A 26,269-nucleotide genomic window follows, 5' to 3' on the forward strand; every position below is an offset into this window, starting at 1 on the left:
AGCTGACACCATGCAGGCTGAAACGACGCATGTCATGCCCTGGCGTATTGAAGACATCGACTTGACGCGGATCGATCGTCAACGCGCGGCGGCCAACGAGGATCTGCTGCTGCTGCTGTGCGCGGCATCGTTCATCGAAAGCGGATCCGATCTCTACACCAGCAACCTGAGCCAGTTCTTCAACGACGATCCCGAAGTATCCGCCTGGCTCAATAGCGAATGGGAACATGAGGAACTGCAGCACGGCCGCGCGTTGAAGGCGTATATCGCGTACGTCTGGCCCGAGTTCGACTGGGATCTCGCGTTCAGGAATTTCTTCGACGAATATTCGAAGACTTGCTCGGTCGAGGCATTCGAAAAGACGCGGGCGCTGGAGATGGTCGCGCGCTGCGTCGTCGAGACCGGGACCGCGACGCTCTACCGTGCGATCAACGACTGCTCGGACGAGCCCGTGCTCAAGCAGATCACCGACAACATCCGGACCGACGAAGTGCGGCATTACAAGCACTTTTTCAGATACTTCAAGAAATACAACAAAATCGAAGGCAATGGCCGGCTTGCGGTGCTCGGCGCGTTATTGCGACGAGTGATGGAAATCAAGAATGAAGATTCGGAAATTGCGCTGCGGCATGTATTCGCCATTCGCTATCCGGATCGCATCGGCGATTCCGCTTATCACCGTGAACGCGCGGCGAGAGTCAATGCGCTGGTGCGCCGCAATCTGTCCGCCGAGATGTGCGTGAAGATGCTGCTGAAGCCGCTCGACCTGCCCGCGCGCATTCAGCCGGGCGTGCAATACCCGCTGACAAAGCTGACTCAACACGTCTTCTTCAGGTGACTCGGGCAGGTGGGCGTCGTCGTGCCGTACGCGTATGCTGCGGGTCGTATCCGTGACTTCGCGAGGAACCCGCCGTGACCGATCCCGACCGCCGCGCGCTCGAACGAACGACGTTCGACGCGTGGCCGCCTGCCGTCGTCGCGCTATTCGACGGCGAACGCCTGATGCAGAAGGCGGGGTTCACCGCGTCGCTGCTCGTCGTCGACACGGCCGGCGATCGGCCGGACGATCCCGTTGCCACACCTGAGATACGCACCGCGCTGTTGAGTGCGGGCGAACTCTACGCGCCCGATTCCCGCACGCTGTATTTCTCTCTTTGGCCCGGCTCTCGCGGCGCTCGGGCGCTGCCGGCGCGCCGCGCGGCCACGCTGGGCTTCGTCGCCGAGGCGGCTTTCTACCAGGTACAGCTGCACGTCGAGCCGGCCGGCACGACGGCTGCGGGGCTCGCGTGTTTCCGCGCGACGATCGTGCGCGGAGAAGTGCAGCGGGTCGGCTACGCGCGGCTGACGGCGGGCATCACGTTCGAACTGGGAAAGGACGCGGCCGCCGTGATCGATCGCTGGGCGCGGCAGGTCGAGGCACTGAAAGCGGCGGCGGCCGCGCGCTAGCCGCCATGGCCCGCGCGCGGTGCCGCACAGCCCGCTGAAGCTTAACGGCCGCGCTGGCCGCTGCGCGACGAACGGTTGCGATTCGCGTGCGCGCTGCCGCCGGTACCCGCCGGACGGGGTCCATTGCCGCCTTGCGGTGCGCCGCGCGGCTTGGCCGGCTTCTGCTGGCCGCCGCCGTCGCGTTTGGCCGAGCCTTGGGCCGGTGCTTGCGCCTGGCCGGCGGCGCGCGGGGCGCGATTACCGCCGCCGCTACCACCACCGCCGCTTGCGCCGCCGCGCTGGCCGCGTCGCAGGATCGGCTCCGGTTTGGCGTTCGGATCGGGTTCGAAGCCCGCGATCACTTCTTGCGGAATCTCGCGCTTGATGAGCCGTTCGATATCGCGCAGCAGCTGCTTTTCATCCACGCAGACGAGCGACACCGCTTCGCCGTTCGCGCCCGCGCGGCCCGTGCGGCCGATCCGGTGCACGTAGTCTTCCGGCACGTTCGGCAGGTCGAAGTTGACGACGTGCGGCAATTGGTCGATGTCGATCCCGCGCGCGGCGATATCGGTCGCGACCAGCACCTGCAGCGTGTTGGTCTTGAACTCGCTCAGCGCGCGCGTGCGGGCCGACTGGCTCTTGTTGCCGTGAATCGCGAGCGCGCTGATGCCGTCCTTCACGAGTTGTTCGGCCAGCCGGTTCGCACCGTGCTTGGTGCGCGTGAACACCAGCACCTGGAACCAGTTGTGTTCGCGGATCAGGTGCGTGAGCAGTTCGCGCTTGCGATCGCGATCGACCGGGTGGATCTTCTGCGCGATGGTTTCGGCGGTCGTGTTGCGGCGAGCGACCTCGATCAGCGCGGGCGAATCGAGCAGGTTGTCGGCCAGCGCCTTGATCTCGTCCGAGAAGGTGGCGGAGAACAGCAGGTTCTGGCGCTTCGGCGGCAGCTTCGCGAGCACGCGCTTGATGTCGTGGATGAAGCCCATGTCGAGCATCCGGTCGGCTTCGTCGAGCACGAGGATGTCGAGGTGCGACAGGTCGATGGTTTTCTGCTGCATGTGATCGAGCAAGCGGCCCGGCGTCGCGACGACGATGTCGACGCCGCGCCTGAGCGCGTCGATCTGCGGATTGATGCTGACGCCGCCGAACATCACGGTGGAGCGCAGCTTCACGTATTTGCTGTAGCCGCGCACGCTTTCCTCCACCTGTGCCGCGAGTTCGCGGGTCGGCGTGAGGATCAGGGCGCGCACCGCGCGCTTCGCGCCGGGATTGGCCGCGTAGAAGGTGTGCAGGCGCTGCAGGATCGGCAGCGTGAAGCCGGCGGTCTTGCCGGTGCCGGTTTGCGCGCCGGCGAGCAGGTCGCCGCCGCCGAGCACGGCGGGAATCGCCTGGGTTTGGATCGGCGTGGGCTCGGTGTAGCCGAGTTCATTGACGGCCCGGACCAGCGGTTCGGCGAGGCCGAGAGAAGCGAAAGACATAGAGACTCTTAACTTTATATAGGAGGGCGACGCCACCGCGCGGCCTGCGCGGCATGCTGGCGTTACCGAAAAGCAAAAGGGCGCGGCCGCGGTTTCCCGCAGCCGCGCCCCGTTTGCGTCATTCGATGCTTAGTCGAGCGGCGCGGAACGCAGATCGCTCACTTGCTGCGGCGAGATCGGCGAACCGTTGTTGCCCCACGACGAGCGAATGTACGTGACGACCGCCGCGACTTCCTGGTTCGACAGCGACTGCGCGAACGGCGGCATCCCATACGGACGCGGATTCTTGAACGTGCTCGGCGGATAACCGCCATTCAACACCATGCGGATCGGGTTGACCGCCGATTCCATCATGATCGAGTGGTTCTGCGCGAGCGGCGGGTAGGCCGGCGGCTTGCCCTGGCCCGATGCACCGTGGCAGGTCGCGCAGTTGTCCGCATAGATCTTCTTGCCTTGTTCCAGCAGCGCGGTGCCGAACTGCTTCGACGGCTCGTACTGCATGTTCTTCGGCGCTTCGGCCTTCTGCGGGATCGACTTCAGATACGTCGACATCGCGCGGGTGTCTTCGTCGCTCATGTACTGCAGGCTGTTGTGGACCACGTCGGCCATCGGGCCGAATACCGCGCCCTTGTTCGACACGCCGGCTTGCAGCAGATCGGACAGTTCCTGCACGTGCCAGTCGCCCAGACCCAGCTCCTTGTCGTTCGTCAGCGACGGCGCATACCAGTTCTGCAGCGGGATCAGGCCGCCGGCGAAAGCCGCCGAGCTGACCGGACCGCCCATCATGTTGATCGAGGTGTGGCACATGCTGCAGTGGCCGAGACCTTCGACCAGGTACGCGCCGCGGTTCCATTCGACCGACTTGGTCGGATCCGGCTTGTACTCGCCTTCCTTGAAGAACAGCGTGCGCCAGCCGATCAGCAGGTTGCGGTTGTTGAACGGGAATTTCAGTTCGTGCGGACGGCTCGGCACCGCGACCGGCGCGACCGAGCGCAGGTACGCGAAGATCGCATCCGAGTCGGCGCGCGTGACCTTCGTGTAGCTCGTGAACGGGAAGCCCGGGTACAGCAGGCTGCCGTCCTTCGAGCGACCGGTGTGCATCGCGCGGTAGAAGTCGTCCGACGTCCATTTGCCGATACCGGCCTGGTCGTCCGGCGTGATGTTCGGGGTGTACATCGTGCCAAACGGCGTGGCCATCGGCAGGCCGCCGGCGAACGGCTTGCCGCCGCGCACGGTGTGGCATGCGATACAGTCGCCGACGCGTGCGAGATATTCGCCCTTCTTGATGAGGGCGGCCTGGTCGGCCGGCGTCGCGGCGACCGCCGCGGAGCCGTGCAGGTTGTCGCTGCCGGGCCAGAACACCGGCACGAGAGCCGCTGCCGCGATGACCACGACAGCCGAGAGTGCGAAGAGGGACTTGCGTTTCATTTAATCTGTCTCCCGAGCCTTATTGCGGTTCGCTGCCGCAGGCGAGCGGAGTCTTCATCGAACGGGCCGGGGCGGGTACGGGGTTGGCGGGCGCCGCTTGGGCGGCGAGCCATGCCGTCACGGCGGTCACGTCTTCATCGGAAAGCTTGCTGGCGATGTCGTGCATGCAATCGGGCGCCTTCGCATGACGCGTGCCGGAACGCCATGCTCCGATCTGCGCGCTCAGGTAGTCGCTGTGCAGGCCGACGAGACCCGGGATCGCGGGCTGCATGCCCGTCAATGCGATGCCGTGGCAGGCCACGCAGGCCGGAATCTTGCGGACCGCGTCGCCGTGCAGCGCGAGCTGCTTGCCGCGCGCGACGGTGGCGGCGGGCAGCGTCGGCTTCGCGGGCGCCGGGTACGGCGGACGCTGTTCCGAGAAGTGCTGTGCGATCTCGCGGAGGTAATCGTCGCTCAGGTAGGTGAGCAGGTAGTTCATCGGCGGGTACTTGCGGCGGCCGTCACGGAAGTTGACGAGCTGGTTGTACAAATACTCGGCCGGCTTGCCCGCGAGACGCGGGAAGTAATCGTTGTCGGTGCCCTGGCCTTGCGTGCCGTGGCATGCCGTACAGCCGCGCACGCGCTCCGCCATCGTATCGGGCGCCTTGAGCGGCGCCTGGGTATGGGCTTGCTCCGTGGGCTTGGTCTGCGCTTGTGCAGTGCTCAGAAAGCCCGCTCCGCCGATCAACAGAAGGGCGAGCAGCGGACGGAAAAGGCGTCTTGAAGACACACGAGACTCCATTGTTATTCGTCGGGGACCTGACCGGGCTTCGATCGGCTCGGCGTGACGGCAAGTAACGGCAGGCAGCATGGCTGCTGCGACGCGGCATTCTATCATCGATGGGTAATGACGGCTATTTGGCGGGCGCGACACGGTTCCGTCCCGCGACGACATTGCGACAATTTGACGCGCGGAGCGGAGCTTGCGGGTGAACCTGGCTGCGCATTGCGCATCGAAGACCGTACACTCGCGGGCTGCGCGCAGCCTTCCTGTCCGGCCGCCGCGGTGCCATTTCTCCACTTTTCGCCTCATCGATGACGCTTCTTCTTTTGCGATTGCTTGAAAACAACAGTCCCGGCATTCCTTTTTCCGACGCACGAGACCGGCTCCGCGCCGGCGCGCAAGGCGGTGTGCGATGAAACTCGACAGCTTGTGGTTCGGTCAGGTCGCGCTGGCGGCGCTGATGGACATCGCGTTCGCGGTCGCCGTCGGCTCGGCGCTGCTCAAGGCGTGGCTCGCCAAGGACGGCGCGCGGCCGCTGGTGGCGCCGTCGCATCCGGCCTGGCAGCGCGCGCAGCGCTCGCTCGCCGTCGCGGCGGCCGTGCTCGTGCTCGCCGATTGCGGCTGGCTGGTCTACCAGGCGGCGGCGATGAGCGGCGCGGGGCTCGGCGGCGCGCTCGACGCGCTGCCCGTGGTGCTGACGCAAACGCATACCGGCTTCGCGTGGAGCGTTGCGTTCGGCGGGGCGGTGGTGTTGCTGGCGGTGGCGCTCGCGGGGCCGAACGGCACGCTCGCCTATGCGCTGCTGTGGCTCGCGGCGATCGCGATCGCGGCGGGCAAGGCGTCGCTCGGCCACGCGGCCGATGCCGGCACGCTGTCGGCCGCGGCAGCGGTCCAGACCCTGCACCTGCTGGCGACCGCGGTATGGGGCGGCCTCGTGCTGGCGGGCGGGCTGACTGTGCTACCCGCGCTCGGCTCGTCGATCGCGCGCGGCGCGATGATCCGGCTGTCGCAGCGATTGTCGAGGCTGTCGATCGTCGCGGTGGGTTTCGTGCTCGCGACGGGGGCGTTGAACGTTGCGCGCGGCCTCGGCGGGTCGCTTGCGCCGCTCGGCGGCAGCACGTGGGGCCACGTGTTGCTGCTTAAGCTGTCGCTCGTCACGCTGGCCGTCCTGCTCGGCGGCCTGAACCGCTTTTCCGCGCTGCCGCGCCTGCGCCGCACCGCGTCGACGGAGGACGCCCACACGTTCAGCAACGTGCTGCATCTCGAGGCGCTGACGATGATCGGCGTGTTCATCGCGGCGGCGGTGCTGTCGTTCAGCGTGCCGGGCTTCGCGGCCATCGGCTGACGGCGCGCTCGCCGCGCCGATTCGTATGAGCGGGCTGCCCTCGGGCAGCCCGCGTTACCGCGATTGCCGCGCGCCGGTCACCATTCGGCGACGCTGCCGTCGGCGTGGCGCCACACCGGATTGCGCCAGCGGTGCCCGGTCTTCGCCATTTCGCGCACTTTTTCCTCGTTCACGTCGATGCCGAGCCCCGGGCCCTGCGGAATCGTTACGAAGCCGTCGTCGTAGCGGAACACTTCCGGATTCCGGATGTAGTCGAGCAGGTCGTTGCCCTGGTTGTAGTGGATGCCGAGGCTCTGTTCCTGGATGAACGCGTTGTAGCTGACCGCATCGAGCTGCAGGCATGCGGCAAGCGCGATCGGCCCGAGCGGGCAGTGCAGCGCGAGCGCGACGTCGTAGGCCTCCGCGAGCGACGCGATCTTGCGGCACTCGGTGATGCCGCCCGCATGCGAGGCGTCCGGCTGGATGATGTCGACATAGCCGCCCGCGATCACGTGCTTGAAGTCCCAGCGCGAATAGAGCCGCTCGCCGAGCGCGATCGGCGTGTTCGTCTGATTGACGATGTCGCGCAGCGCCTCGGCGTTTTCCGACAGCACCGGCTCCTCGATGAACATCAGCTTGTAAGGGTCGAGTTCCTTCGCCAGCACTTTCGCCATCGGCTTGTGCACGCGCCCGTGGAAATCGACGCCGATCCCGACATGCGGCCCCACCGCTTCGCGCACCGCGGCGACATTCGCGATCACCTGCTCGACCTTCTCGAACGTGTCGACGATCTGCAGTTCCTCGGAACCGTTCATCTTGACGGCCTTGAAGCCGCGATCGACGACCGCGCGCGCGTTGGCCGCGACGTCGTGCGGGCGATCGCCGCCGATCCACGAATAGACCTTGATGCGGTCCCGCACCTGCCCGCCCAGCAGCGCATGGACCGGCGCGCCGTGATGCTTGCCCTTGATGTCCCACAGCGCCTGGTCGACGCCCGCTATCGCGCTCATCGTGATCGGGCCGCCGCGATAGAACCCGCCGCGGTACATCACCTGCCAGTGATCCTCGATCAGGAGCGGATCCTTGCCCACCAGATAGTCGGCCAACTCGTGGACCGCGGCTTCGACCGTGTGCGCGCGGCCTTCGACGACAGGCTCGCCCCAGCCGACGATGCCTTCGTCGGTCTCGATCTTGAGGAAGAGCCAGCGGGGCGGGACCACGAAGGTCTCGAGGCGGGTGATTTTCATCGCGAATGTCTCCTGTCCTGGTGTGACGCGAATCGGTGCGGTGATCCTACACCAGTCATGCAAAAAGTAGTATTAATAGCACTATTGTGCACATAGTGATCATCCGGCATGCGGCGGGCGCCGCGTTGTCATTCAGGGAGAGCCGTCATTCAACGCGATCTGCATGGACAAACCGCCTATCAGCTGGCCACGGCGATTCTGCGCGGCGACTACGCGCCCGACGCGACGCTGCCGCGCGAGGCCGAGCTGATGGAAGCCTACGGCGTGAGCCGCACGGTGCTGCGCGAGGCGCTGCGCACGCTGACGTCGAAGGGGCTGCTCGAGTCGCGTCCGAAGGTCGGCACGCGGGTGCGGCCGCGCACCGCGTGGAACCTGCTCGATGCGGATCTGCTCGACTGGTACGCGCGGGTCTCGCCGCCGCTCGCGTTCGCGCTGAAACTCCAGGAGATGCGCGAGATGATCGAACCGTATGCGGCCGGGCTCGCGGCGGATGCGCAGACGCCCGGTGCGTTCGCCGCGCTCCAGGATGCGCATGCGGCGATGGCGGCGGCGCGCAACGTCGACGAATGGGTACGCGCCGACCTGCGCTTTCACCTGAGCGTACTTGCAGCGGGCGGCAACGAATTGCTGATGCCGCTCGCTGCGGTGATCGACCGGACGCTGGAGGCCCAGTTGCGCATGAACGCGAAGCGCGCGGATGTGTACAACGCGTCGCTCGCCGAACACTCGGCGGTATTCGAGGCGATCCGCGCGCGTGACGCGGTCCGTGCGCGACAGGCGATGGCGGCGCTGCTGGCGGGTACCCGCGCCCGGATCGAAGGCTAGCCGGAGGAGGGGCGGCCGAGGCGGGAAGGCGCGCTTGCTCAGGCCGCCGCGCAGCCGCCGGGTTTCACGACGCGTCGGGTCGAGGACGGATGAGTCGCGAGCTTGTCCGCCGCGCGGCGCGGCCGCGCCACCAGCTCGCCGCCGCAGTTCGGGCAGCGGCCGTTTAGCACGCCGTCCGCGCAGGCTGCGCAAAACGTGCATTCGAACGAACAGATCCGGGCCTCCGCCGAATCGGCGGGCAGGTCTGTGTCGCAGCATTCGCAACCGGGGCGAAGTTCGAGCATGGAATTCTCCAGACAAATGGTGCGCGGCGGACGATCGCGTGCGGCGCTATCGGGCACTACTGTACGCGTGCGCGGATCGCGCGGACTGGCAGCATGATTCCTTCATGCGTCTGCAAGATGCATGCGCCGCGCAGCCTTTGCGGATCAAGTGCGGATCGCGCTGGTTTCGGCCTGGACGGCACGATGGGCATCCTGTGAGGTGGTGGGTCGCGAGAAAAACCGAGGGTTCACGCTCCGCTGCATCCGCGCAAAAAAACCACTGAAAACGGGTCGATGTTTTGCGGGCCGCGCAGTGGGACCGACGCCGACGGCGGCATATCGCATCGGAGCGTTTGCCTTTGGTCGGAATGGGCGCGGCGGCAGGGCGCTGTCGGCGGCTGTTCGGCAGTGCGCTGTTCGCGTCGGCGTTTGACCTCGCGTCGGAAGCGCGCGATATTCCGCCTTGCGCCGTCCCGGTCACGGCGAAGGAGGAGACATGCTTTATACAGGCAGTTGCCATTGCGGCAACGTGAAGTTCGAGGTGGAAGGCGAGATCGGCGGCGCGCTGGCCTGCAATTGCTCGATCTGTTCGCGCAAGGGCGCGCTGCTCTGGTTCGTCCCGCGGGATGCGCTGCATCTGCTCACGCCGGAAGATGCGCTCAGCACCTACATGTTCAACAAGCACGTGATCCAGCATCGCTTCTGCGCGACATGCGGGATTCATCCGTTCGGCGAGGGCACGGATCCGAAAGGCAACCGGATGGCGGCGATCAATCTTCGCTGCGTGGAAGGGGTCGACCTCGACGCGATCCCCGTACAGCACTACGACGGGCGCTCGCACTGATCCGCGCGCCAGCCGGCGCGCCGCCAAAAAAAGCCGCGAACCCCGTCGGGGGCTTCGCGGCTTTTCCTTATGGCGGGATCGGTCAGCGCGGCTGGCGCTGGACGACGCGCTTCAGCACCCAGCGGATCGACGATGCGTCGGCGGGCGGGTTCGCCACCTTGTACTCGTTGATCTCGAGCACGTATTCGTAGCCCGGCTGATAGTCGAAGCCTTCGATGCTGCCGTACCAGAACGCCCAGGGCTCGCCGGGACTGCTGCGCACCTGCAGGCATTCCATCGGCGCCACGCCCACGCAGCGCGCCTTTTGCGATGCGACGTAGATCGTCTTCGTGACGGACTGGCCGTCGGACTGTTGCGCGGCGGCGGGCGTCGGCGTGGCCTGGGTCTGGCAACCGGCAAGGCCGAGCGCGCCGGCGAGCGCGACAGCCGCGAGCGGGTAGCGGAGCGTCTGGATCATGGAATTCCTCATCTTGAAAACGACGAGGTTGGACCGGACGACGCCCGGCGGGTTCACCGCCGTGCGTCCAGGCGCCGCGGCTGGGCGAGCCCGGATGTCGGCCGAGCCCGGTCGGATCAGGCCGGACCGGGTTGCCAGCCCAGCCCCAGGCTCTTTTGCAGCGACACGAAATCCTTCAGCAATTCCGCGCGGCCCGCGATCACATTCTGCTGCGCGCTGAATTCCTCGCGCTGGGTGTCGAGCAGATCGATCAGCGTCGAGACGCCCGCCGCATAACGCTGGCGCATCAGCGTCGCGGAATGGCTCGCCGAGGTTTCGACCTTCTGCAGCGTCGCGAGGTGTTCGCGCTGGTGGCCGTAGCGCGACAGCGAGGAATTCGCGTCCTGCAGCGCCGACAGCACCGCCTTCATGTAGCGCGCGTCGGCCTCGTCGCGCGACGCCTGCGCGGCATGCACCGCGCCGAGCGTGCGGCCGAAGTCGAGCAGGTTCCATTGCAGGTACGGGACACCCATCCAGCTGAAGTTGCGCTTGCGAAACAGATGGCCCGGATCGGTCGCGCTGAAGCCGAGGTCGCCGAGCAAGGTGACCTTCGGAAAGAAGTCGGCGACGTGCTCGCCGATCTGCGCGTTGCTCGCCGCGAGCCGGCGCTCGGCGGCGCGTATGTCGGGCCGCTGTTGCAGCAGCGTCGCGGGGTCGCCGACCGCCACGCTGCCGGGCAGCGCGGGCAGCGCGGGCAGCGCCTGCGCGGCGCCCAGCGCCGCGTCGAGCGCGCCGGGTGCCCGGCCGGTCAGTACCGCGAGGCGATCCAGCGAATCGCTCACCTGTGCGTCGAGCGGAGTCAGCGTCGCGCGGGTCGTTTCCACCTGCGTGGTCAGACGCTCGACGTCCGCGTCGGCCGCGACGCCGCGCGCGCGGCGCTGCAGCGTGAGCGTCAGCATGCGCTGCTGGATCTCGGCGGTGCGCTGCGACAGCGCGAGCCGCTGCTGCTGATCGCGCAGGTCGACATACGCGCTGGCCACCTCGGCCGCGAGCGACACTTGCGTGTCGGCCAGATCGGCCTCGACGGCATCGGCCTGTGCGGACGCGGCCTCGACCGCGCGCCGCGTGCCGCCGAACAGGTCGATCTCCCAACTGGCGTCGAAGCCGGCCGTATAGAGCTGCAGCGGGCCGCTACCGGTCAGCGACGCGGGCAGTGCCGGATTCGTCGAGCCGGCGCCGCCGGGCAGGCTGAGCGTGCTCAGGTCCGGCGCGCGCGTGCGCAGCGCGGCGGCATCGGCCGACACTTTCGGCAGTGCGTTCGCGCGTTGCTGGGTCAGTTGCGAGCGGGCTTCGCGCAGGCGCGCCTGCGCGGCATGCAGATCCGGGTTGTGCGCGAGCGCGGCGTCGATCAGCGCGTTCAATTGCGGATCGTCGAGCGCGAGCCACCACCGGCTCGGCGCGTGCGCGGCGCTGACGCCGGCCGCGGGCGTGCGCACGAACTGGCGGGTTTGCGCGACATCGTCCGGCGCGGGCGGCGCGCCGCGATAGTCGGGGCCGACCGTGCAGCCCGCCAGGGCGGCGGTGGTCGTGAGCGCGGCGAGCGCGCAGCGGGAGAGGCGAACGGACATCATGGCGGGGCGGGCAGTCAATGACCGGCGGACGTTGTGGGCTGCGGGCCGCGCGGCGTTTTCAGCAGCAGCGCGAGCGGCACGCAGGCGAGCAGCGCCAGGCCGAGCAGGTAGAAGGTTTCCGAGTAGGTCATCACGACCGCTTGCTGCTGGATCTGCAGCGCGAACTGGCCGAGCGCGCGCATCTTCGCGTACGCCATGTCGCCCGTCTGCGCGAACCACCCGGCGGCATTCGCCGCGAGGCGATCCTGGCCGAGCAGTGAATTGGCCGTGACCGATTCGCGGATCATCGCGGCGTGGAACGCCGTGCGGCGGTCGATCACGGTGCCGATGATCGCGAGTCCGACCGAGCCGCCGAGATTGCGCGCCATGTTGTACAGGCCCGCCGCGTCGCCGGAATCCTCGCGCGCGACGGCGGACATCGATGCCTGGTTGAGCGGCATCATCGCGAGCATCTGCGCGGCGCCTCGGATCAGCTGCGACCAGATGAAGTCGTGTCCGACGCTTTGCGCGGTCAGGCTGATGTCGAGCATGCAGCTGAGGAAAAACAGCAGGAGTCCCGAGATCACCAGGATCCGGAAATCCACCTTGCCGAGCAGGCGCGGCAGGATCGGCATCATGAGGAACGCGGGCAGCCCGGACAGCAGCATGATCGCGCCCGACTGCTGCGCGTTGTAGCCGGCGACGAGACTCAGGAATTGAGGCAGCAGGTACGACACGCCGTACAGCGCCGCACCGACCGCGAACACGATCACGATCACGCTCGCGTAGCGCGGATTGCGCATCAGGCTGAGCCGCATGATCGGCCGTTTCGAGGTCAATTGAGACAGGGCGATCAGCACCATTCCCGCGAACGACACCCAACTGAGCATCACGATCATGTGCGATTCGAACCAGCGCTCGCGCTGGCCTTCCTCGAGCACGACGGTGAGGGAACTGAGTCCGATCGCGAGCCCGGCGATGCCGAGCCAGTCCGCATTGAAGAAGGTGTGCCATTGCGGCCGGTCCGACGGCAGGCCGACGATCAGCAGGGTCATCAGCAGCAGGCAGACGGGCAAGTTCAAAAAGAAGCACCAGCTCCAGTTGATGTTCTCCGCGAGCCAGCCGCCGACCACGGGACCGAACAGCGGACCGAGCAGCACGATCAGGCCGAACATCGTCATGCCGACCGGCAGTTGCGACAAGGGCAGGCGGGTACGGATGATGGTCTGCGCGGTGGGGATCAGCGCGCCGCCCGTGAAGCCTTGGCCGATGCGGCCGATCACCATCGTCGTGAGCGAATGCGACCAGCCGCACATCATCGAGAACACGATGAACAGCGCGGAGTTCGTGAGCAGGAAATTGCGCAGGCCGAACACGCGCGTGAGCCACGCCGCGAGCGGAATCATCACGATTTCCGACATCAGGTAGCCGGTCGAGATCCAGGTGCCCTCGGTGCCGGTCGCGCCGATTTCGCCCTGGATCTGCGGCAGCGCGGAGTTCGTGATCGAGATGTCGAGCGTCGCCATCAGCGCGCCGAGTGCGCCGGCCGCGACCGCGATCCAGTCGGCCGCGCTTGCCCGCTCTCCGTGCGGGGCCGCGGCGCTCGTATCAGCCATGATGATTCTCGGCGTCGATGCGCCGGTCGTCGTCGCGCGCGGAGCGCGTGTCGACGTCGACCGTCACGGACAGCCCCGGCACCAGCACGCTGCGGGTCGCGGTGCCCGTGTCGACGCGGATCCGCACCGGCACCCGCTGGACGATCTTGGTGAAATTGCCGGTCGCGTTCTCCGGCGGCAGCAGCGCGAACTGCGAACCGGTGCCGGGCGCGAAGCTGTCGACGGTGCCGTGCAGTTCCTTGCCGGGCAGCGCGTCGACGGTCAGCGTGACCGGTTGGCCCACACGCATCCTGCCGATCTGCGTTTCCTTGAAATTCGCCTGGAGATAGGTGCGCTGCACCGGCACGACGGTCAGCAGCCGGGTGCCGGGCTGGACGTACTGGCCGACTCGCACGGTGCGGTCGCCGACCTTGCCCTCGAGCGCGCTGCGGACGATCGTGTTGTCGAGATCGAGGCGCGCCTGTGCCGCGCTGGCCTGCGCCGCCTCCAGCTGCGCGCGCGCCTGCGCAAGCTGCGCGGTGCTCGCGGCGATCTGCGTGCGGGCCGCATCGAGCGCGGCGGTGTTGGCCGACAGCGTGGCCTGCGCCTGGTCGCGCGTGCTCGTCAGTTCCGCCACGCGCTCGGCGGTCTCGGCGCCGGTGGCGACGAGCGGCGCGTAGCGCGTGACTTCGTCGCTCGCGTGCCGGGCGCTGATGCGCGCGACCTGCCGCTGCGCCTGAGCCTGCTCGAGATTGGCCTGCTGCTGCCGGATGTCGGCCTGCGCGCGCTCGATGTCCGCCCGGCGGGAGTCGACGGTGGCGAGCGCCTGGTCGAGCGATACCTGGTACTGGCGCGTGTCGAGACGCACCAGCGGATCGCCCGCTTTCACCTGCTGGTTGTCGCCGACATAGACGTCCGTGATGTACCCCGACACCTTGGGCGCGACCGTGACGCTGTCGGCCTGCAGATACGCGTCGTCGGTGCTTTCGATGAAACGGCCGACAGTCCACCAGCGCGCGGCCCACACCGCGGCCGCGACGAACGCGACGATGCCGAGCACGATCAGGATCATGCGCTTCGATGGGCGGCGCGCGGACTGTCCGGCTGTATCCTGACGATTGCCTTTCGGCGAGGTGTCCGTGGCGGTAGACGACATCATTCCAGTCCAAATTATTCCAGGTGGTCGAATTATTCCACTCGCTATAATTGTGTCAAGTAAAATGTTCGGCGATCGACATGCGAGGGGGCTATGAAGGAAGCGAAGAAGCTGCGCCGTTCGTCGGCGGGCGGCTATGCGCGGGGCGACGAGACCCGGCAGCGCATCATCGACGCCGCTGCCGAGCTGTTCGGTGCGCACGGTTTCGAAGGGGCGTCGACGCGCGATATCGCGGCGCGCGCGGGGGTCAATGCGCCTGCGCTGCAGTACTACTTCGAGAACAAGGAGGGCGTGTATCGCGCGTGTATCGAGTCGATCGCCGACAAGGTGTGGGCCGGGTTTGCGCCCGCGGTCGACCAGGCGCGAGCGGTGCTGGACGCCGACGCCGGCGCCGACGCGCTGATCGATGCGTTCGTGGGCATTCAGGAGGCGATCGCTTACCGGATGTTCTCCGAACCGGGCACGCCGAACCAGCGGCTCTTCTTTGCGCGCGAGCAGTCGGGCTACGAGCCGGAGAGTGCGTCGGAGATCCTGTTCCAGCGGGTGCGCGGGCCGTTGAACAACGTGAGTTGCGCGCTGATCGGGCGCATCACCGGCGCTGCGCCGGACGATACGGTGACGCGCATCCGGATGTTCAGCCTGCATGGCCAGCTGGCGATTTTCCACGTCGCGCATCGCTCGACGCTGGCGCTGCTCGAGTGGAAAGCTTTCGATGCGGAGAAGGCCGAGCTGCTTAGGACGACGATCTTCGCGCAGACGCGCACGCTGCTCGAGCAATGGCATCGCGAACGCGAGGCGAAAGAGGCGCGGGACACGCCGCGCCGTGCGGCCGCGCCGCGTCAGGTGAAAGCCCGCTGAAGGGGGCCGGCGCGCGCCGCGCGTCGGGCCTGGCGTCAGAGCGGAGCCGACGCCTTGCGCGCCTTCAGGGCGCACGGCATGTGGGGCGGCCGGGTATCAGCCGGCTTCGCGTGCGTCACTCGGCATCGACCGCCGGCGCGCCGGGCAATACGTAGTGCATTTCGTAGAACAGCGAGTCGCCGCGAGTCGGGAGCGTAAATGGCGCCCGCGCGGACGCGAAGCCGAGCGATTCATAGAAGCCGCGCGCCGATTCGCGTGCGGTGCACCATGCGAGCCGGCCGGACTGCCGCTCCGCATGCTCGAGACATAGCTTCATCATCACCTTGCCGAATCCATAGCGCTGCAGTGCGGGTTCGACCGCGACCCCGCGCAATCGCCACGCTGTCGTGTCGTTGGAGCCGGGCAGCGGCTCCCGGCAGATCGTCGCCACCGCAATGGTCGCGCTGTCGCGTCGGACGGCCAGATGCAGCGTGGACGGCGCGTCGTCGCCGCGAAATCGCGCCGTCCCGACATCTCCGTCGAGCAGGATCGTGCTGCGCAGCGGAATGACGTCGGCGGCGGAGACGGAACAAATCGAAAAAAGCAGGCGGTTTTCAGACATATCGGCATTGTGAATACTGAATGGCATTGCGCAAAAATACGCTGCAAAAATATCAGTTGATGATGCCAAACAACGGGCATAATCTGCAATCGCGTACGGCTGACACGTCAACGAATAATCAAACTGCGATCTCAGATGACTGAGGGCATCATTTCCGATACCGATAACGCATACGACCAGATTCGCAATCGAATCTTCGACGGTCGTCTCGCGCCCGGACAAAAGATTTCCTACCGCGGCCTGTCGGGCGAACTCGGACTGGGGCATATGCCGGTCCGCACCGCCATTCAGTTGCTGGCGGCGGAGGGGCTTGTCGAAGTGGTGACGAAAAGCGGTACGTATATTTCGTCGCCGACGTCGCAGGATTTGCGCGAAATCTTCGAGGTTCGACTCGCGCTCGAGAGCACGGCCGCTTACCTGGCGGCCCGCAGCGGCGTGACCGACGGGCTCGCGCGGGCCGCCGAGCAGCTGCAGCAGATTGTCGGGCAGACATCGAGCGACATCATGATCGAGCAGCGGATCGGCTGGGTGTTTCATCAGGAAATGTTCGAGGCCGCGCACAACGACCGCCTGTTCACCGCGTACAAGGTGTTGCGGGCTCAAACGCTGGCGCTCAACGAATTGCCGCGCGAGGACGCGGAAACGGTCAGGCGCGGAACGCTCGAACACCTGAATATCTATGCGGCGATAAAGGATAAAGATCCGGAGTCCGCGAGACGTCATATGTGGAATCACATCGTGGATGGCACGTCCGCGCGAATCAAACTCATCCGGGCCAAACATGAATCCGAAAGCTAAAAGAATTTCACTCCCGATTCAGATGCTGGCCGGCCTCGTGTTCGGGATTCTCTTCGGTTTGTTCGTGCCCGGCGTGAGCGCGAAGCTGGCGTTCGTTTCCACCATTTTCGGGCATGCGATCAAGATGGTCGTGATGCCGCTGATCCTGATGTCCGTGACGATCGGCGCGTTTCGCGCGGGCATTTCGCGCGGCCATCTCGGCAGGACCGCGCTGCTCAGCATTGCGTTTTTCATCGTGATGACGCTGGTCGCCAGCTCGCTCGGGCTCGGGCTCAACATGCTGTTTCGGCCGGGCGTCGGCGCCAGCCTCGCGCATACGGCGTCGCTGCCCGCGAATCTGGCCGGCGACATCGACTGGCTGAAATTCGTCACCGACCTGATTCCCGCGAACATCGTCGGGGCGCTGGCGGCCGGCAATTCGCTGCCGGTGCTCGTGTTCGGCGTGCTGCTCGGCTCGGCGCTGTCCGCGGTCGAGGAGCGCGCGGCGCCGCTGATCGCTGTGTTCGAATCGCTGCTTGCCGCGCTGTTCAAGCTGACGGAATGGGTGGTCGCATTTTCGCCGCTGGCGATCTTCGCGGCACTCGCGTTTCTGCTGTCGTCGAAAGGGATGGCCGCGATCACGCCGCTCGTCAAGCTGCTCGGCATCGCGTATCTCGGCATGGCGATTCTCGCCGCGCTGCTGACGCTCATCGTGAAACTGGCGGGGCTGTCGCCGCTCGCGGTGCTGAAGCAGGTGAGCGAGCCGCTGATTCTGGGTTTCACGACGCGTTCGTCCGAGATCACGTTTCCGGTGCACCTGAAGAAGCTGACCGAGATGGGCGTGCCGTCGTCGGTCGCGTCCACGATCCTGCCGCTGTCGTACATCTTCAATCGCGACGGCGCGGTGCTCTACACGGCGCTTGCGGTCGGCTACCTGGCGGATGCGTATCACCTCACGTGGAGCTGGCCGCTGCTGCTGACGATCGCGGTGCTCACCATCATCACGATCGACGGCGCGGCCAACGTTCCGTCCGGCGCGATCGTCGCCATCACGGTCATTCTGGCGGCGATCGGCCTGCCGGCGGAAGCGGTGCTGCTGATCCTCGGCGTCGATGTGTTCTTCGACATGGGACGCACCGCGCTGAACGTCTATGCGAGCACGGTGGCGACGGCGGTGGCGATGCGGATCTCCGGCGAGTCCTATACGGGCGAACGCGAGGCGCCGCCGCTCGGCGGTTTGCCGGCCGCGCAGAGCCGGGTGTGAACGCGTAGCGGAGGTGCGGCGCGAAGGGGGCCGCACCGAGCAGGGAAGCAGGACCGACGCCGGCGTTGCGAGCGCGGGCGGCGGTCTGAAGGAGAGCGGTTGACGTCGGTGTTGCGAGCACGGGCGTCAACCTGACCATCGGACGTTTAGAGAGGCCACCCATGGCTGCCCGTATTCTACGGCAACAATGGCGCCGTCGAGCAAGCAGAGGCTCGCCGGCGCTCGCCCGTCTGCTGCGCCTGCTAGGCGGCGGTCGCGCGCATTCCGCATCGAAGGTTTCCGCGTGGCATCAGGCGGGCGAAGCGCGCATCCGCACGGTCGCGCCGCGCGGGATGCGGTTTCGCGAAGCGCCGGTTCATCTGGCTCCGCGCGCGCGCTCGATGCGCGCGGTGGCGTACCGGCGCCGCGCGTTCGCGTCCGGCGCTCGCCTGATCACTTTCCTTTACGACGTTCGCAAGCCGCGCCGCGGCGATCCGGCCTTCGGCCCGGGTCGCCGGGTCGGCCGACGGCGTCGCGCATCGCACGCGGGAGAATCGCCCGGCGTCTGAACCGTGTTCTCGGCGCGAGATCGTATCTCGTGTCCCGTCTGACGATAAGCCTCGATCGGCCCTCGGGTAAGCAAGTCAGGCGGATTTACGCGCGTTTCCTTCACGGGAAGCGCGCTTTTTTTTATCCCCGGCGGAATGGCTTCGCGTCGCGCGCGTTAGCCGGACCGGCGGCCGGTGGCGGCGGGCTCTTGCCGCTGACATCGCCGGGTCACACATCCCGGACTAATGTCGCAAGCTGGGCTGCGCGGTGCGCCGGCAGGACCGATGCGTCGCGCCCCGCGTGCGGGCGGAGCGGTTGCCCGTACCTTTTCCCCATCCCCAGGATTACAACGATCATCATGTCGAATACCAATAATCCCGACGAAGCGGCGAATGAACAGGGTTCCTATGTATCGCGCCGAGGCTTTCTGAAACTGGCCGGCGTGTCCGGTCTGGCAACCGCCGCGGGCGGGCTGGCGGCGGCTCGCGCCGCCGGCGCGAATCCCGATGGCACACCCGAGCAGATCCACCTGACCTGGGGCGACGATCCCGCCGCCGAGGTCGTCGTCTCGTGGGCGACGCTCGCGCCCGCGTTCAATCCCCGCGCGCGATTCAGGCGCGAGGGCGAGTCGTGGACGACGGTGCACGGCGTACAGCGCACCTACACTGACGGATTGAACGGCGACGTGGTGTTCACCTATCACGCGCGTCTCTGCGGAATGCGGCCCGGCACGCAATACGAGTACGCGGTCACGGCGGACAACGACAGCCGTGCCGCGGCTCCGTTCACGGCGACGTTCCGGACCGCACCTCGCGGCCGTACGCCGTTTCGCTGGACGAGCTACGGTGATCTGGCGACGCCGAATACCGCGTGGGTGCTGTCGTCGACGCAGAGCCGCTTCGCGGTTCAGGCCGTCGAGCAGTTCCAGCCGCTGTTTCATCTGCTGAACGGCGACCTCTGCTACGCGAACCTGAATCCCGCGCATCAACCCGACGTATGGCGCGATTTCGGCAACAACAACCAGACGTCCTCGGCCAACCGCCCCTGGATGCCGTGCCCCGGCAATCACGAGATCGAGTTTCACAACGGCCCGCAGGGGCTCGACTCGTACCTCGCGCGCTACACGCTGCCCGGCAACGGCACGCGCTTTCCGGGCCGTTGGTACAGCTTCCGGGTCGGCGCCGTGCTGTTCGTGTCGCTCGATGCGGACGATGTCGTCTACCAGGACGCCGCCGCGTTCGTGGCGGGTCCGAACGCGCTGGTGCCGGCCGCCAGCACCGGCAATCCGCCGATCGAGCCGGGCACGTCGTTCTATGTGCGCGGTTACAGCCGCGGCGAGCAGACGCGCTGGCTCGAAGAGACGCTGCGGCACGCGGCGCGGGATCACGAGATCGACTGGATCGTCGTCCAGATGCATCAGGACGCGCTCAGCTCGTCGAAGGTCGGCAACGGCTCCGACAAGGGGATTCGCGAGGCATGGCTGCCGCTGTTCGATCGCTATGGCGTCGATCTGGTGCTGTGCGGCCACGATCACGACTACGAGCGCAGCTATCCGGTGCGCGGCTGCAATCATCGCGCGGGCGTCGATATCGCGACGGGCGTGGTCGTGGATACGCTGCAGCCCCGTCCGGTGATCACGACCGATCCGGTCGACGGCCGCTTCGATACGAGCCGGGGGACGATCCACCTGATTCTCGGCGGCGGCGGCACCAGCGCGCCGCTCGACGTCTACGGCGTCGATCAGGCGACCGGCTTGCCGCAGGCGAGGGTGTTCACGAAGCCCAACCGCCCGGCGCCGGGGAGCGCGGCGAACACGTTCGCGCGCGCGGGCGCGGATGCCGTCGAGGATGCGATCTGGTCGGCGCGCCGCGATACCGGCACGGGTTACGGCATCGCCGTATTCGACTATGAGCCGGGCGAGCGGGGCGGACAGACGTCGATCACGGTGAACTACTACCATGCGCCGGGCGCCGACCAGACCCCCACCGCGAACTACGAACTGTTCGAAACGATCGTGTTGAGCAAGACGCGGCGGGGTTGAAGCGCGGGTTGCGCGGGCGCGCGGCGCGGTGGGGATGCCGCGCCCGCCGCGAATCGGGCGGTGCGTCGTTCAGTGCGCCGGCCCGCGCGCGCCGGTCGTTCCGATCGTGCCGTGCGCGGCACGATCCGGTGCGTGCCAGCGGTTCGCGCGCCGGAAGGTGCCGATATCGTTGAAGCGGACGCCGACCTCGCGCAGCGCCGCATGCGCGCGCCGCGCCGTCAACTGGCGAATGTAGAACGGGTCGCGCACCACGAAGTGGTGGATCGCATGCGTGCTGCCGAAATTGAAGCAGAACAGTTGCAGCGGTATCAGCCACCAGGGATTCAGAACCTGGGTCTGCTGGACGATATTGCGCGAATCGATATCGCCGTAGTAATGCATGTTCGAGCTGATGAAGTTGATGCAGAAGCTGCGCAGGAAGTTCGGGCCGAGCCACGTGACCGCGAGGAAATCCACGATGCGCATCGCGGCGCTCAGCGCATCGGGTACCGGCACCGCGTAACCGGAACCTTGCAGCGCGAAGAGGCCCACGTGATAGACGATGAACGCATGCCACAGCACGTAGTACAGGTGCCCGACCGGCAGATATGAAGTCAGTTGCTCGACGCGCAGCTGGATGCGCTCCGTCGCGCTTTGCGCGGGTTGCGCGGCGACGTACTGATGCACTTTGCGGCGCATCCCGAGCGGACGGAACGCCACCGCGAGCATGCCGTCGGCGATCATCAACAGACGTTTCACGCCCCAGCGCTCGCCGTTGGTGATGCCGTACTCTTCCAGATCGGATTCGCCGCCGGACACCTTGTGATGATGCAGGTGCATGCGGCGGCGCGTCCACGGGTTGATCGTGCCGGGGCGGGTGAGCCAGCACAGCGCCATCATCAGGTGATAGGCCCACGGCGTCTTCTTGAAATACATCGTGTGGATCAGATCGTGCTCCAGTTCGTGGATCAGCGACGTCGCGAACGCGGCGAACGGCAGCGCGACATACCAGGCGATGACGCCGATCGCATAGAGCCATGCGCTTGCCAGCAGCGCGGCGACGGACAGCGCCATGACCGTCGCGCCGATCAGATTCTGCCGATCGAGCAGCGGATACTGCGCGCGCACGGCGTCGCTGGCCGCGTTGACCTGCTGGCGGACGTAAGCCACTTTCTGCGCATCGTTGTCGAAACGCGAAGCCGTATGTGTCTGCATGTTGCGAGTTCCACAGTCGAAGGCGGGATGCCGATGACGCCATCTTAGGAACCCGGACGCGGCCGGGCGAGAGCCGGGCGTGCCAATCGGCGAGTCATTTCGGGCCATCCTGCGCGATCGCCCCTTGAGCCGTGTCATTTGGGGCCACCGGCCTATAATCGCGCGGATGCCCTCGCAGGAGCGCCGCATGGCGATATCTGTCCCCGATCCGACCAGGCAATTGAACAAGGCGACCGTTTCGTCGGCCTATGCGTTGTTCATGCTGATGCTGGCGGAAGAGCGCGGCATTGCCGATGACGCGATCCTGGCGGGCACCGGCGCGACGCGCGCGAGGCTGGCCGAACCCAATGCCCGGATTACGCCGCTGCAGCAGGCGGGCATCGTGTTCAATCTGCTCGGCGCGACCGACGATCCGTCGATCGCGATCGAGATCGGCTTGCGCAGCAGCCTGACCAAGTCCGGGCTGATCGGCTTCGGCTTGATGAGCTGCGCGACGCTCGGCGAGGCGATCCAGCTGGGGATCCGCTATCTGCCGACTCGCGTGCCGTTCTTTTCGGTCCGGTTTTCGCAGTCGGCCAGCGCGGCATGGATCGACATTCACGAGGCTTTCCCGCTCGGCCGGCTGCGGCAATTCGCGGTCGAGAATTTCATGGTGGAAACCGCGATCCTGTTCAATTCGCTGCTGAGTCCGGCGTACGACAATACGCTGAAGTCGAACGCGGAACTCTGTTTCGAATGGCCCGAACCGTCGTACTTCGCGCACTACCGCGCGCGCCTGCCGCGTTGTCACTTCGATGCGCCGGCCAACCGGATCCGGCTGGACGCGGCGCTGCTGAGCGAGCCGATCAGGACCGCGAATGCGCAAACCGCGCAACTGGTCGTGCAGCAATGCGAAGAGGAACTGGCGCGACTGGGTTATGCGGAGAGCGTGGTCGAGCGGGTGCGCAATCTGCTGATCTGCGGTGCGCAGGGGTATCCCGGTCTGGGCGAGGTCGCGCGCGAACTGCACTGCTCCGAGCGCACGCTGAAGCGCAAGCTCGGCGAGTACGGGGCGACATTCTCCGGCCTGCTTGCCGAAATCCGTCTGCGCGACGCGCAGCGCCTGCTGGAAGAGACGCCGTTGACCGTCGACGAGATCGCCGCGCGGGTCGGCTATACCGACCGCGCGAATTTCACGCGTGCGTTCAAGCGCTGGACCGGCGTGCCGCCGAGCGGCAAGCGCTGAATGTGCCGCTCGCGGTTCCGGCTCCCGCCGGAATCCGCTTCTCGCCGAGCGACGCGAACGCGGTGATGCACTACGCGTTCTGCGATCGTTCGAGTGGCCCCCGCAAAAACCGATTCGGAATGATTGCCTGGATACGCGGCTTCGTGACGCCCGGGCCGACGCGACGGCGGAACACCGGGTGCCTGTCGAGAATGGCGAACCCGGTGATAGTAAAAGTTATATTGAAAATTAATAAAGAGTAGGACAGGTTCTAATTTTAGGTTCGATCAATTGCATTTGCGATTTTGCTTGGCATGATTGGCGGCTCATGTTTCCGCCAACCCAAACAGACGCGGAAAAGCGCCGGGGTGGCGGCGGGCCGCACGTGGATCCCGGCCGTCTTGTCACTCGCGCCATATACCGAGGCACCTTCCATCGTTCGCCGGTATCAGGATATTTCGCTGCCCGACAGCGGGATCGCCGTTGGGAGCGTTTTGGATGGCGCGTCGATCTCGCGCGACCACGCCGAGACGGAACAGCGCGGCTACTTGATCGGCAAGGGGCGCAGCGTCGACGAGGCCGGGGGCGGCGGGATCTCGTTGCGGAGCGGCCGTTGCGAACGCGGCGCCGGTGCGGCGGAAAGGCGGAGCGGATCGGGCCGTTCCATGAAGCGTGAAGAAAACGAAGAGTGCGTCCCGTAGGACGGCCGATCTCCGCGTTTGAGATGCGAGCGGGCTGGGGCGTGTGTCGCGTGATTCGAACGATTGCGACGCGGTGCGCTACCAGGGTGGCGATGGATTGATCAATGCGGATTTCAATCGGAAAGGGACGGGACGTGCGTTATACAGATCAGGTATCGGCGCTGCTGCTCGATTTCGCGATGCTTCCCGAGAGAGCCAGGCGGGATTTTCTCTCGAGAGTGAACGAATTCCTCATCATGTCGCCGCTGCAGAAGCGACGCGTCATGCAGGAATGGGAGCAGACGATGGCGAAGGGGCGGCAGCGCGCGAGATCGGATGCGTGCAAATCGAACTGATTTCGCGCTTGTCGGCGGCTCGCGCAGCGCGGCACTCGCCGGCACGCGCGTGTCGCGATATCCCGGCGGCCTGGAGGACGTCGGGAGCCGATTCGATGGGCAGACGACTGTACGGACGGCGCCGGGATTGACGGCGCTTGATGAGTCGGGCGTCGGGAGTCCGGTGTGGTGCGGCTCCGGCCGACTTGGCACCGATGGAGCGAGACGGAGCGTGGCGGGTTGATGGCGTGTCCGGCATGGATCGCGAACTCGAGACGCGTGTAAGATCCATTTCAATTTCATTCAATGCAAGCAGCGCCTCGGCTCTGCTCATTCCGTTCATGTCGCGCAGGTCGACGGCCTTCGACGAACGGGATGCAGCGGGGGGCTGTCCGGGCGTTTCGGGGAGTCAATCATGAAAGAATTCTGCGTACGTGTGATGGTGGCGGATGATCATCCGGCGGTGGCGCTCGGCATCGCGCAGGCGCTGACCGGGATCGCGACGATCAAGCTGGCCGGAACGGTGTCGAATTCGACCGATCTGGTCGCGGCGCTCGACGAACACTCGTGCGACGTGCTCGTGCTGGATTACGTGATGCCGGGCGGCAAGTACGGCGACGGTCTCGTGCTGCTGTCTTTCCTGCAGCGCCGCTACCCGGCGCTGAGGCTCGTGACGATCACGATGATCGACAGCCCGAGCGTGCTGCGCGCGATTCAGAAGCAGGGCGTCACCTGTATTCTCAGCAAGTCGGATGCGACGTCGCATCTGGTGGGGGCCGTGCATGCGGCGTATGTGCGCGGGAACTATCTGTCGCCGTCGATCAAGAAGCTGCTCGACGATGTCGAGATGGGGGTGTCCACGCGCGAGCTGACCGCGCGGGAAATCGAAGTGGTCCGGTTGTTTTGTGCCGGGTACACGGTCGGCGAGATTGCCGCGCAACTGCATCGCAGCAAGCAGACCATCAGCTCGCAGAAATCGAGCGCGATGAAGAAGCTGGGCATCGTGCGCGATGCCGATCTGATCCGCTACAAGGGCGAGGCGGGCGCGGCACCGGCGCCGACGCCGGGCGATGTGCCGTCCGCGGATTGATGTCGTGCACGGAGCGGTCGAGGTGGTGCTGCCACCGTTGTCGATGGTTTTGCTGAGTCGAGTGCCGCGCATCATGCGGCAGCGTGAATAGGAAGGTTCGTCGGCGGAGTGCTCGACACGGCATTCGCGGTCGACGTCGGTGTGTCGTCGCCGAAAGTTTGGGGCGTGCTGATTGCCGCCACGGGTACTCGCTGCCGGTGATTGCGGGTGTCGGCGGACGGTTTCGCGTTCACCGCTCGAGCGATGCCGGGACTTGGACCGTTGGGTTAAGCGGAACTGCGCTGCGGCGACGCGGGTGAGCTGAGCGAAGTCCGCTGGGCAGGAAAGCCGGACGTGCGGCGTCTGATGGCGGGTTGCTTTGCAAGAACGCAGCGGTGAGCGGACAGTGCGAGACGGGATTGCGTTGAAGGCTGTCCGCTCTGGAGACTGAAGGCATTCACCTGTTCTGCCTTGGATTCGCGGCCGATGGCTCGCCGCGCCATCCGCTGCTGCCGCGCGCGGACTTCAGCCGGTTCGTGCTCGAGTACCTGGTCTTCGCGAACAGCTACCTCGAACTGCGCACAAACCGGCTCGGCAAACCGATGGCACTGAAGTGTTCACTGGCGAAATACACACGGGTGGGCGTCGAGCCGGGCCAATACTGGTTCGTGACGAACGTGCGCGAGCCGCATGAGTTTCCGAATGGCGCGGTCTATCACCTGTTCGAGCCCGACCTGAATCAGGAGATCTACGGGCTGCCCGAATACCTGTCGTCGTTGAACTCGACCTGGCTGAACGAAAGCGCCACGCTGTTCCGCCGGCGCTACTACAAGAACGGCAGTCACGCGGGCTTCATCCTGTACATGACGGACGCGGCTGAGCGCCAGGAGGACGTCGACAACCTGCACCTTGGCGCTGAAGAACGCGAAGGGGCCGGGCAGCTTCCGGAACCTGTTCATGTATGCGCCGAAGGGAAAGAAGGACGGCATCCAGCTCCTGCCGATCGGCGAGGTCGCGGCGAAAGACGAGTTCTGGAACATCAAGAAGGTGACGGTCGAGGATCAGCTCGCGACGCACCGCGTGCCCCCGCAACTGATGGGGATCATCCCGTCGAACGCGGGCGGGTTCGGTGACGTGCACGACACGGCCGAGGTGTTCAACGAACTCGAGATCGAACCGCTGAAGGCACGGCTGCGAGAGGTGAACGACTGGCTCGGCGCCGAGGTCGTGCGGTTCAAGGACTTCGAGATGCCGAAGGGCTGACGCCCGACCGCGCAACCGGCAGAGCAAAGCCGCCGGGCACGTTGGTGCCGGCGGCTTTTTT

Annotated in this window: 24 protein-coding genes and 1 pseudogene; 14 read left to right on the forward strand and 11 right to left on the reverse strand. The window is 66.3% G+C overall.

The window, feature by feature from the left end; translation table 11 throughout:
* Window positions 1–10 precede the first annotated feature (10 nt).
* Both RZR99_RS24520 and RZR99_RS24525 read left to right on the forward strand, forming a co-directional pair.
* Entirely contained in the window at window positions 11–838 is an 828-nt protein-coding gene (locus RZR99_RS24520; protein WP_323122369.1) for a ferritin-like domain-containing protein, read from the forward strand.
* Window positions 839–912: 74 nt separating this feature from the next.
* Window positions 913–1,446, forward strand: a complete 534-nt coding sequence (locus tag RZR99_RS24525) for a hypothetical protein (protein ID WP_323122370.1) — start codon at window positions 913–915, stop codon at window positions 1,444–1,446.
* Window positions 1,447–1,487: 41 nt separating this feature from the next.
* Here RZR99_RS24525 and RZR99_RS24530 read toward each other — a convergent pair whose 3' ends face one another.
* The 3 genes from RZR99_RS24530 to RZR99_RS24540 form a co-directional block, all read right to left on the reverse strand.
* A complete protein-coding gene (locus RZR99_RS24530) occupies window positions 1,488–2,903 on the reverse strand; it encodes a DEAD/DEAH box helicase (RefSeq protein ID WP_323122371.1) in 1,416 nt (471 codons plus the stop codon).
* Between the two features lie 129 nt (window positions 2,904–3,032).
* A complete protein-coding gene (locus tag RZR99_RS24535; RefSeq protein WP_323122372.1) occupies window positions 3,033–4,331 on the reverse strand; it encodes a c-type cytochrome in 1,299 nt (432 codons plus the stop codon).
* Between the two features lie 19 nt (window positions 4,332–4,350).
* Complete coding sequence (locus RZR99_RS24540; protein WP_323122373.1) at window positions 4,351–5,112, reverse strand: c-type cytochrome; 762 nt, start codon at window positions 5,110–5,112, stop codon at window positions 4,351–4,353.
* 394 nt (window positions 5,113–5,506) lie between these two features.
* On the opposite strand from RZR99_RS24540, the gene RZR99_RS24545 reads away from it, so the two are divergent.
* Window positions 5,507–6,439 carry a CopD family protein gene (locus tag RZR99_RS24545; protein ID WP_323122374.1) on the forward strand — a complete coding sequence of 311 codons (933 nt, stop codon included), beginning with the start codon at window positions 5,507–5,509 and terminating at the stop codon, window positions 6,437–6,439.
* Between the two features lie 77 nt (window positions 6,440–6,516).
* On the opposite strand, the gene dgoD is transcribed toward RZR99_RS24545, so the two are convergent.
* On the reverse strand, window positions 6,517–7,665 hold the full coding sequence (dgoD, locus tag RZR99_RS24550; RefSeq protein WP_323122375.1) for a galactonate dehydratase: 1,149 nt from the start codon (window positions 7,663–7,665) through the stop codon (window positions 6,517–6,519).
* 108 nt (window positions 7,666–7,773) lie between these two features.
* Here dgoD and RZR99_RS24555 point away from each other — a divergent pair, with 108 nt between their 5' ends.
* Entirely contained in the window at window positions 7,774–8,490 is a 717-nt protein-coding gene (locus tag RZR99_RS24555; RefSeq protein WP_323122376.1) for a FadR/GntR family transcriptional regulator, read from the forward strand.
* Between the two features lie 38 nt (window positions 8,491–8,528).
* Here RZR99_RS24555 and RZR99_RS24560 read toward each other — a convergent pair whose 3' ends face one another.
* The gene (locus tag RZR99_RS24560; protein ID WP_323122377.1) at window positions 8,529–8,774 is read right to left on the reverse strand and encodes a DUF1272 domain-containing protein; all 246 of its coding nucleotides are present in this window, start codon (window positions 8,772–8,774) and stop codon (window positions 8,529–8,531) included.
* A 475-nt stretch (window positions 8,775–9,249) separates the two neighbouring features.
* Between RZR99_RS24560 and RZR99_RS24565 the strand changes: the two genes are divergently transcribed.
* Window positions 9,250–9,597, forward strand: a complete 348-nt coding sequence (locus RZR99_RS24565; protein ID WP_323122378.1) for a GFA family protein — start codon at window positions 9,250–9,252, stop codon at window positions 9,595–9,597.
* Between the two features lie 82 nt (window positions 9,598–9,679).
* Here the strand turns inward: RZR99_RS24565 and RZR99_RS24570 are convergent, their stop codons facing one another.
* The 4 genes from RZR99_RS24570 to RZR99_RS24585 all read right to left on the reverse strand — a co-directional run bounded on the left by RZR99_RS24570 (window position 9,680) and on the right by RZR99_RS24585 (window position 14,394).
* Window positions 9,680–10,054 carry a DUF4377 domain-containing protein gene (locus tag RZR99_RS24570; RefSeq protein ID WP_323122379.1) on the reverse strand — a complete coding sequence of 125 codons (375 nt, stop codon included), beginning with the start codon at window positions 10,052–10,054 and terminating at the stop codon, window positions 9,680–9,682.
* A gap of 116 nt (window positions 10,055–10,170) precedes the next feature.
* On the reverse strand, window positions 10,171–11,664 hold the full coding sequence (locus RZR99_RS24575; RefSeq protein ID WP_323122380.1) for an efflux transporter outer membrane subunit: 1,494 nt from the start codon (window positions 11,662–11,664) through the stop codon (window positions 10,171–10,173).
* A gap of 14 nt (window positions 11,665–11,678) precedes the next feature.
* Entirely contained in the window at window positions 11,679–13,259 is a 1,581-nt protein-coding gene (locus RZR99_RS24580; protein WP_323122381.1) for an MDR family MFS transporter, read from the reverse strand.
* Window positions 13,252–14,394, reverse strand: a complete 1,143-nt coding sequence (locus RZR99_RS24585; protein ID WP_407655498.1) for an HlyD family secretion protein — start codon at window positions 14,392–14,394, stop codon at window positions 13,252–13,254. Before RZR99_RS24585 ends, RZR99_RS24580 begins: the two co-directional genes overlap by 8 nt.
* Before the next feature lie 93 nt (window positions 14,395–14,487).
* On the opposite strand from RZR99_RS24585, the gene RZR99_RS24590 reads away from it, so the two are divergent.
* Entirely contained in the window at window positions 14,488–15,252 is a 765-nt protein-coding gene (locus RZR99_RS24590) for a CerR family C-terminal domain-containing protein (RefSeq protein ID WP_323122383.1), read from the forward strand.
* A 115-nt stretch (window positions 15,253–15,367) separates the two neighbouring features.
* Here RZR99_RS24590 and RZR99_RS24595 read toward each other — a convergent pair whose 3' ends face one another.
* The gene (locus tag RZR99_RS24595) at window positions 15,368–15,853 is read right to left on the reverse strand and encodes a GNAT family N-acetyltransferase (protein ID WP_323122442.1); all 486 of its coding nucleotides are present in this window, start codon (window positions 15,851–15,853) and stop codon (window positions 15,368–15,370) included.
* Window positions 15,854–15,988: 135 nt separating this feature from the next.
* On the opposite strand from RZR99_RS24595, the gene RZR99_RS24600 reads away from it, so the two are divergent.
* From RZR99_RS24600 to RZR99_RS24610, 3 genes are all read left to right on the forward strand, one after another.
* Complete coding sequence (locus RZR99_RS24600; protein ID WP_323122384.1) at window positions 15,989–16,651, forward strand: GntR family transcriptional regulator; 663 nt, start codon at window positions 15,989–15,991, stop codon at window positions 16,649–16,651.
* A gap of 22 nt (window positions 16,652–16,673) precedes the next feature.
* Entirely contained in the window at window positions 16,674–17,894 is a 1,221-nt protein-coding gene (locus RZR99_RS24605) for a dicarboxylate/amino acid:cation symporter (RefSeq protein ID WP_323122385.1), read from the forward strand.
* Window positions 17,895–18,780: 886 nt separating this feature from the next.
* Complete coding sequence (locus tag RZR99_RS24610; RefSeq protein WP_323122386.1) at window positions 18,781–20,463, forward strand: purple acid phosphatase family protein; 1,683 nt, start codon at window positions 18,781–18,783, stop codon at window positions 20,461–20,463.
* A 69-nt stretch (window positions 20,464–20,532) separates the two neighbouring features.
* Here RZR99_RS24610 and RZR99_RS24615 read toward each other — a convergent pair whose 3' ends face one another.
* The gene (locus RZR99_RS24615) at window positions 20,533–21,657 is read right to left on the reverse strand and encodes a fatty acid desaturase (protein WP_323122387.1); all 1,125 of its coding nucleotides are present in this window, start codon (window positions 21,655–21,657) and stop codon (window positions 20,533–20,535) included.
* A gap of 187 nt (window positions 21,658–21,844) precedes the next feature.
* On the opposite strand from RZR99_RS24615, the gene RZR99_RS24620 reads away from it, so the two are divergent.
* The 5 genes and pseudogenes from RZR99_RS24620 to RZR99_RS24640 form a co-directional block, all read left to right on the forward strand.
* Entirely contained in the window at window positions 21,845–22,882 is a 1,038-nt protein-coding gene (locus RZR99_RS24620) for an AraC family transcriptional regulator (RefSeq protein WP_323122388.1), read from the forward strand.
* Between the two features lie 293 nt (window positions 22,883–23,175).
* Window positions 23,176–23,562 (forward strand): hypothetical protein, encoded by a 387-nt coding sequence (locus tag RZR99_RS24625; RefSeq protein WP_323122389.1) that lies wholly within the window; start codon window positions 23,176–23,178, stop codon window positions 23,560–23,562.
* A 134-nt stretch (window positions 23,563–23,696) separates the two neighbouring features.
* Entirely contained in the window at window positions 23,697–23,897 is a 201-nt protein-coding gene (locus tag RZR99_RS24630) for a hypothetical protein (protein ID WP_323122390.1), read from the forward strand.
* Between the two features lie 394 nt (window positions 23,898–24,291).
* Window positions 24,292–24,966, forward strand: a complete 675-nt coding sequence (locus RZR99_RS24635) for a response regulator (protein ID WP_323122391.1) — start codon at window positions 24,292–24,294, stop codon at window positions 24,964–24,966.
* Window positions 24,967–25,445: 479 nt separating this feature from the next.
* Window positions 25,446–26,208: pseudogene (locus tag RZR99_RS24640) on the forward strand (phage portal protein); the annotation flags it as partial.
* Between the last annotated feature and the right edge of the window lie 61 nt (window positions 26,209–26,269).

Origin of the sequence: Burkholderia alba (assembly GCF_034721475.1) — a bacterium.
GTDB lineage: Bacteria > Pseudomonadota > Gammaproteobacteria > Burkholderiales > Burkholderiaceae > Burkholderia > Burkholderia alba.

Excerpts from the sequence above, each read along its gene's own strand:
- RZR99_RS24520 (WP_323122369.1), top strand. The coding sequence starts at position 11 with ATGCAGGCTGAAACGACGCATGTCATGCCCTGGCGTATTGAAGACATC.
- RZR99_RS24530 (WP_323122371.1), bottom strand. The coding sequence starts at position 2,903 with ATGTCTTTCGCTTCTCTCGGCCTCGCCGAACCGCTGGTCCGGGCCGTC.
- RZR99_RS24535 (WP_323122372.1), bottom strand. The coding sequence starts at position 4,331 with ATGAAACGCAAGTCCCTCTTCGCACTCTCGGCTGTCGTGGTCATCGCG.
- RZR99_RS24540 (WP_323122373.1), bottom strand. The coding sequence starts at position 5,112 with ATGGAGTCTCGTGTGTCTTCAAGACGCCTTTTCCGTCCGCTGCTCGCC.
- RZR99_RS24545 (WP_323122374.1), top strand. The coding sequence starts at position 5,507 with ATGAAACTCGACAGCTTGTGGTTCGGTCAGGTCGCGCTGGCGGCGCTG.
- dgoD (WP_323122375.1), bottom strand. The coding sequence starts at position 7,665 with ATGAAAATCACCCGCCTCGAGACCTTCGTGGTCCCGCCCCGCTGGCTC.
- RZR99_RS24555 (WP_323122376.1), top strand. The coding sequence starts at position 7,774 with ATGCGGCGGGCGCCGCGTTGTCATTCAGGGAGAGCCGTCATTCAACGC.
- RZR99_RS24560 (WP_323122377.1), bottom strand. The coding sequence starts at position 8,774 with ATGCTCGAACTTCGCCCCGGTTGCGAATGCTGCGACACAGACCTGCCC.
- RZR99_RS24565 (WP_323122378.1), top strand. The coding sequence starts at position 9,250 with ATGCTTTATACAGGCAGTTGCCATTGCGGCAACGTGAAGTTCGAGGTG.
- RZR99_RS24570 (WP_323122379.1), bottom strand. The coding sequence starts at position 10,054 with ATGATCCAGACGCTCCGCTACCCGCTCGCGGCTGTCGCGCTCGCCGGC.
- RZR99_RS24575 (WP_323122380.1), bottom strand. The coding sequence starts at position 11,664 with ATGATGTCCGTTCGCCTCTCCCGCTGCGCGCTCGCCGCGCTCACGACC.
- RZR99_RS24580 (WP_323122381.1), bottom strand. The coding sequence starts at position 13,259 with ATGGCTGATACGAGCGCCGCGGCCCCGCACGGAGAGCGGGCAAGCGCG.
- RZR99_RS24585 (WP_407655498.1), bottom strand. The coding sequence starts at position 14,394 with ATGTCGTCTACCGCCACGGACACCTCGCCGAAAGGCAATCGTCAGGAT.
- RZR99_RS24590 (WP_323122383.1), top strand. The coding sequence starts at position 14,488 with ATGAAGGAAGCGAAGAAGCTGCGCCGTTCGTCGGCGGGCGGCTATGCG.
- RZR99_RS24595 (WP_323122442.1), bottom strand. The coding sequence starts at position 15,853 with ATGTCTGAAAACCGCCTGCTTTTTTCGATTTGTTCCGTCTCCGCCGCC.
- RZR99_RS24600 (WP_323122384.1), top strand. The coding sequence starts at position 15,989 with ATGACTGAGGGCATCATTTCCGATACCGATAACGCATACGACCAGATT.
- RZR99_RS24605 (WP_323122385.1), top strand. The coding sequence starts at position 16,674 with ATGCTGGCCGGCCTCGTGTTCGGGATTCTCTTCGGTTTGTTCGTGCCC.
- RZR99_RS24610 (WP_323122386.1), top strand. The coding sequence starts at position 18,781 with ATGTCGAATACCAATAATCCCGACGAAGCGGCGAATGAACAGGGTTCC.
- RZR99_RS24615 (WP_323122387.1), bottom strand. The coding sequence starts at position 21,657 with ATGCAGACACATACGGCTTCGCGTTTCGACAACGATGCGCAGAAAGTG.
- RZR99_RS24620 (WP_323122388.1), top strand. The coding sequence starts at position 21,845 with ATGGCGATATCTGTCCCCGATCCGACCAGGCAATTGAACAAGGCGACC.
- RZR99_RS24625 (WP_323122389.1), top strand. The coding sequence starts at position 23,176 with ATGATTGGCGGCTCATGTTTCCGCCAACCCAAACAGACGCGGAAAAGC.
- RZR99_RS24635 (WP_323122391.1), top strand. The coding sequence starts at position 24,292 with ATGAAAGAATTCTGCGTACGTGTGATGGTGGCGGATGATCATCCGGCG.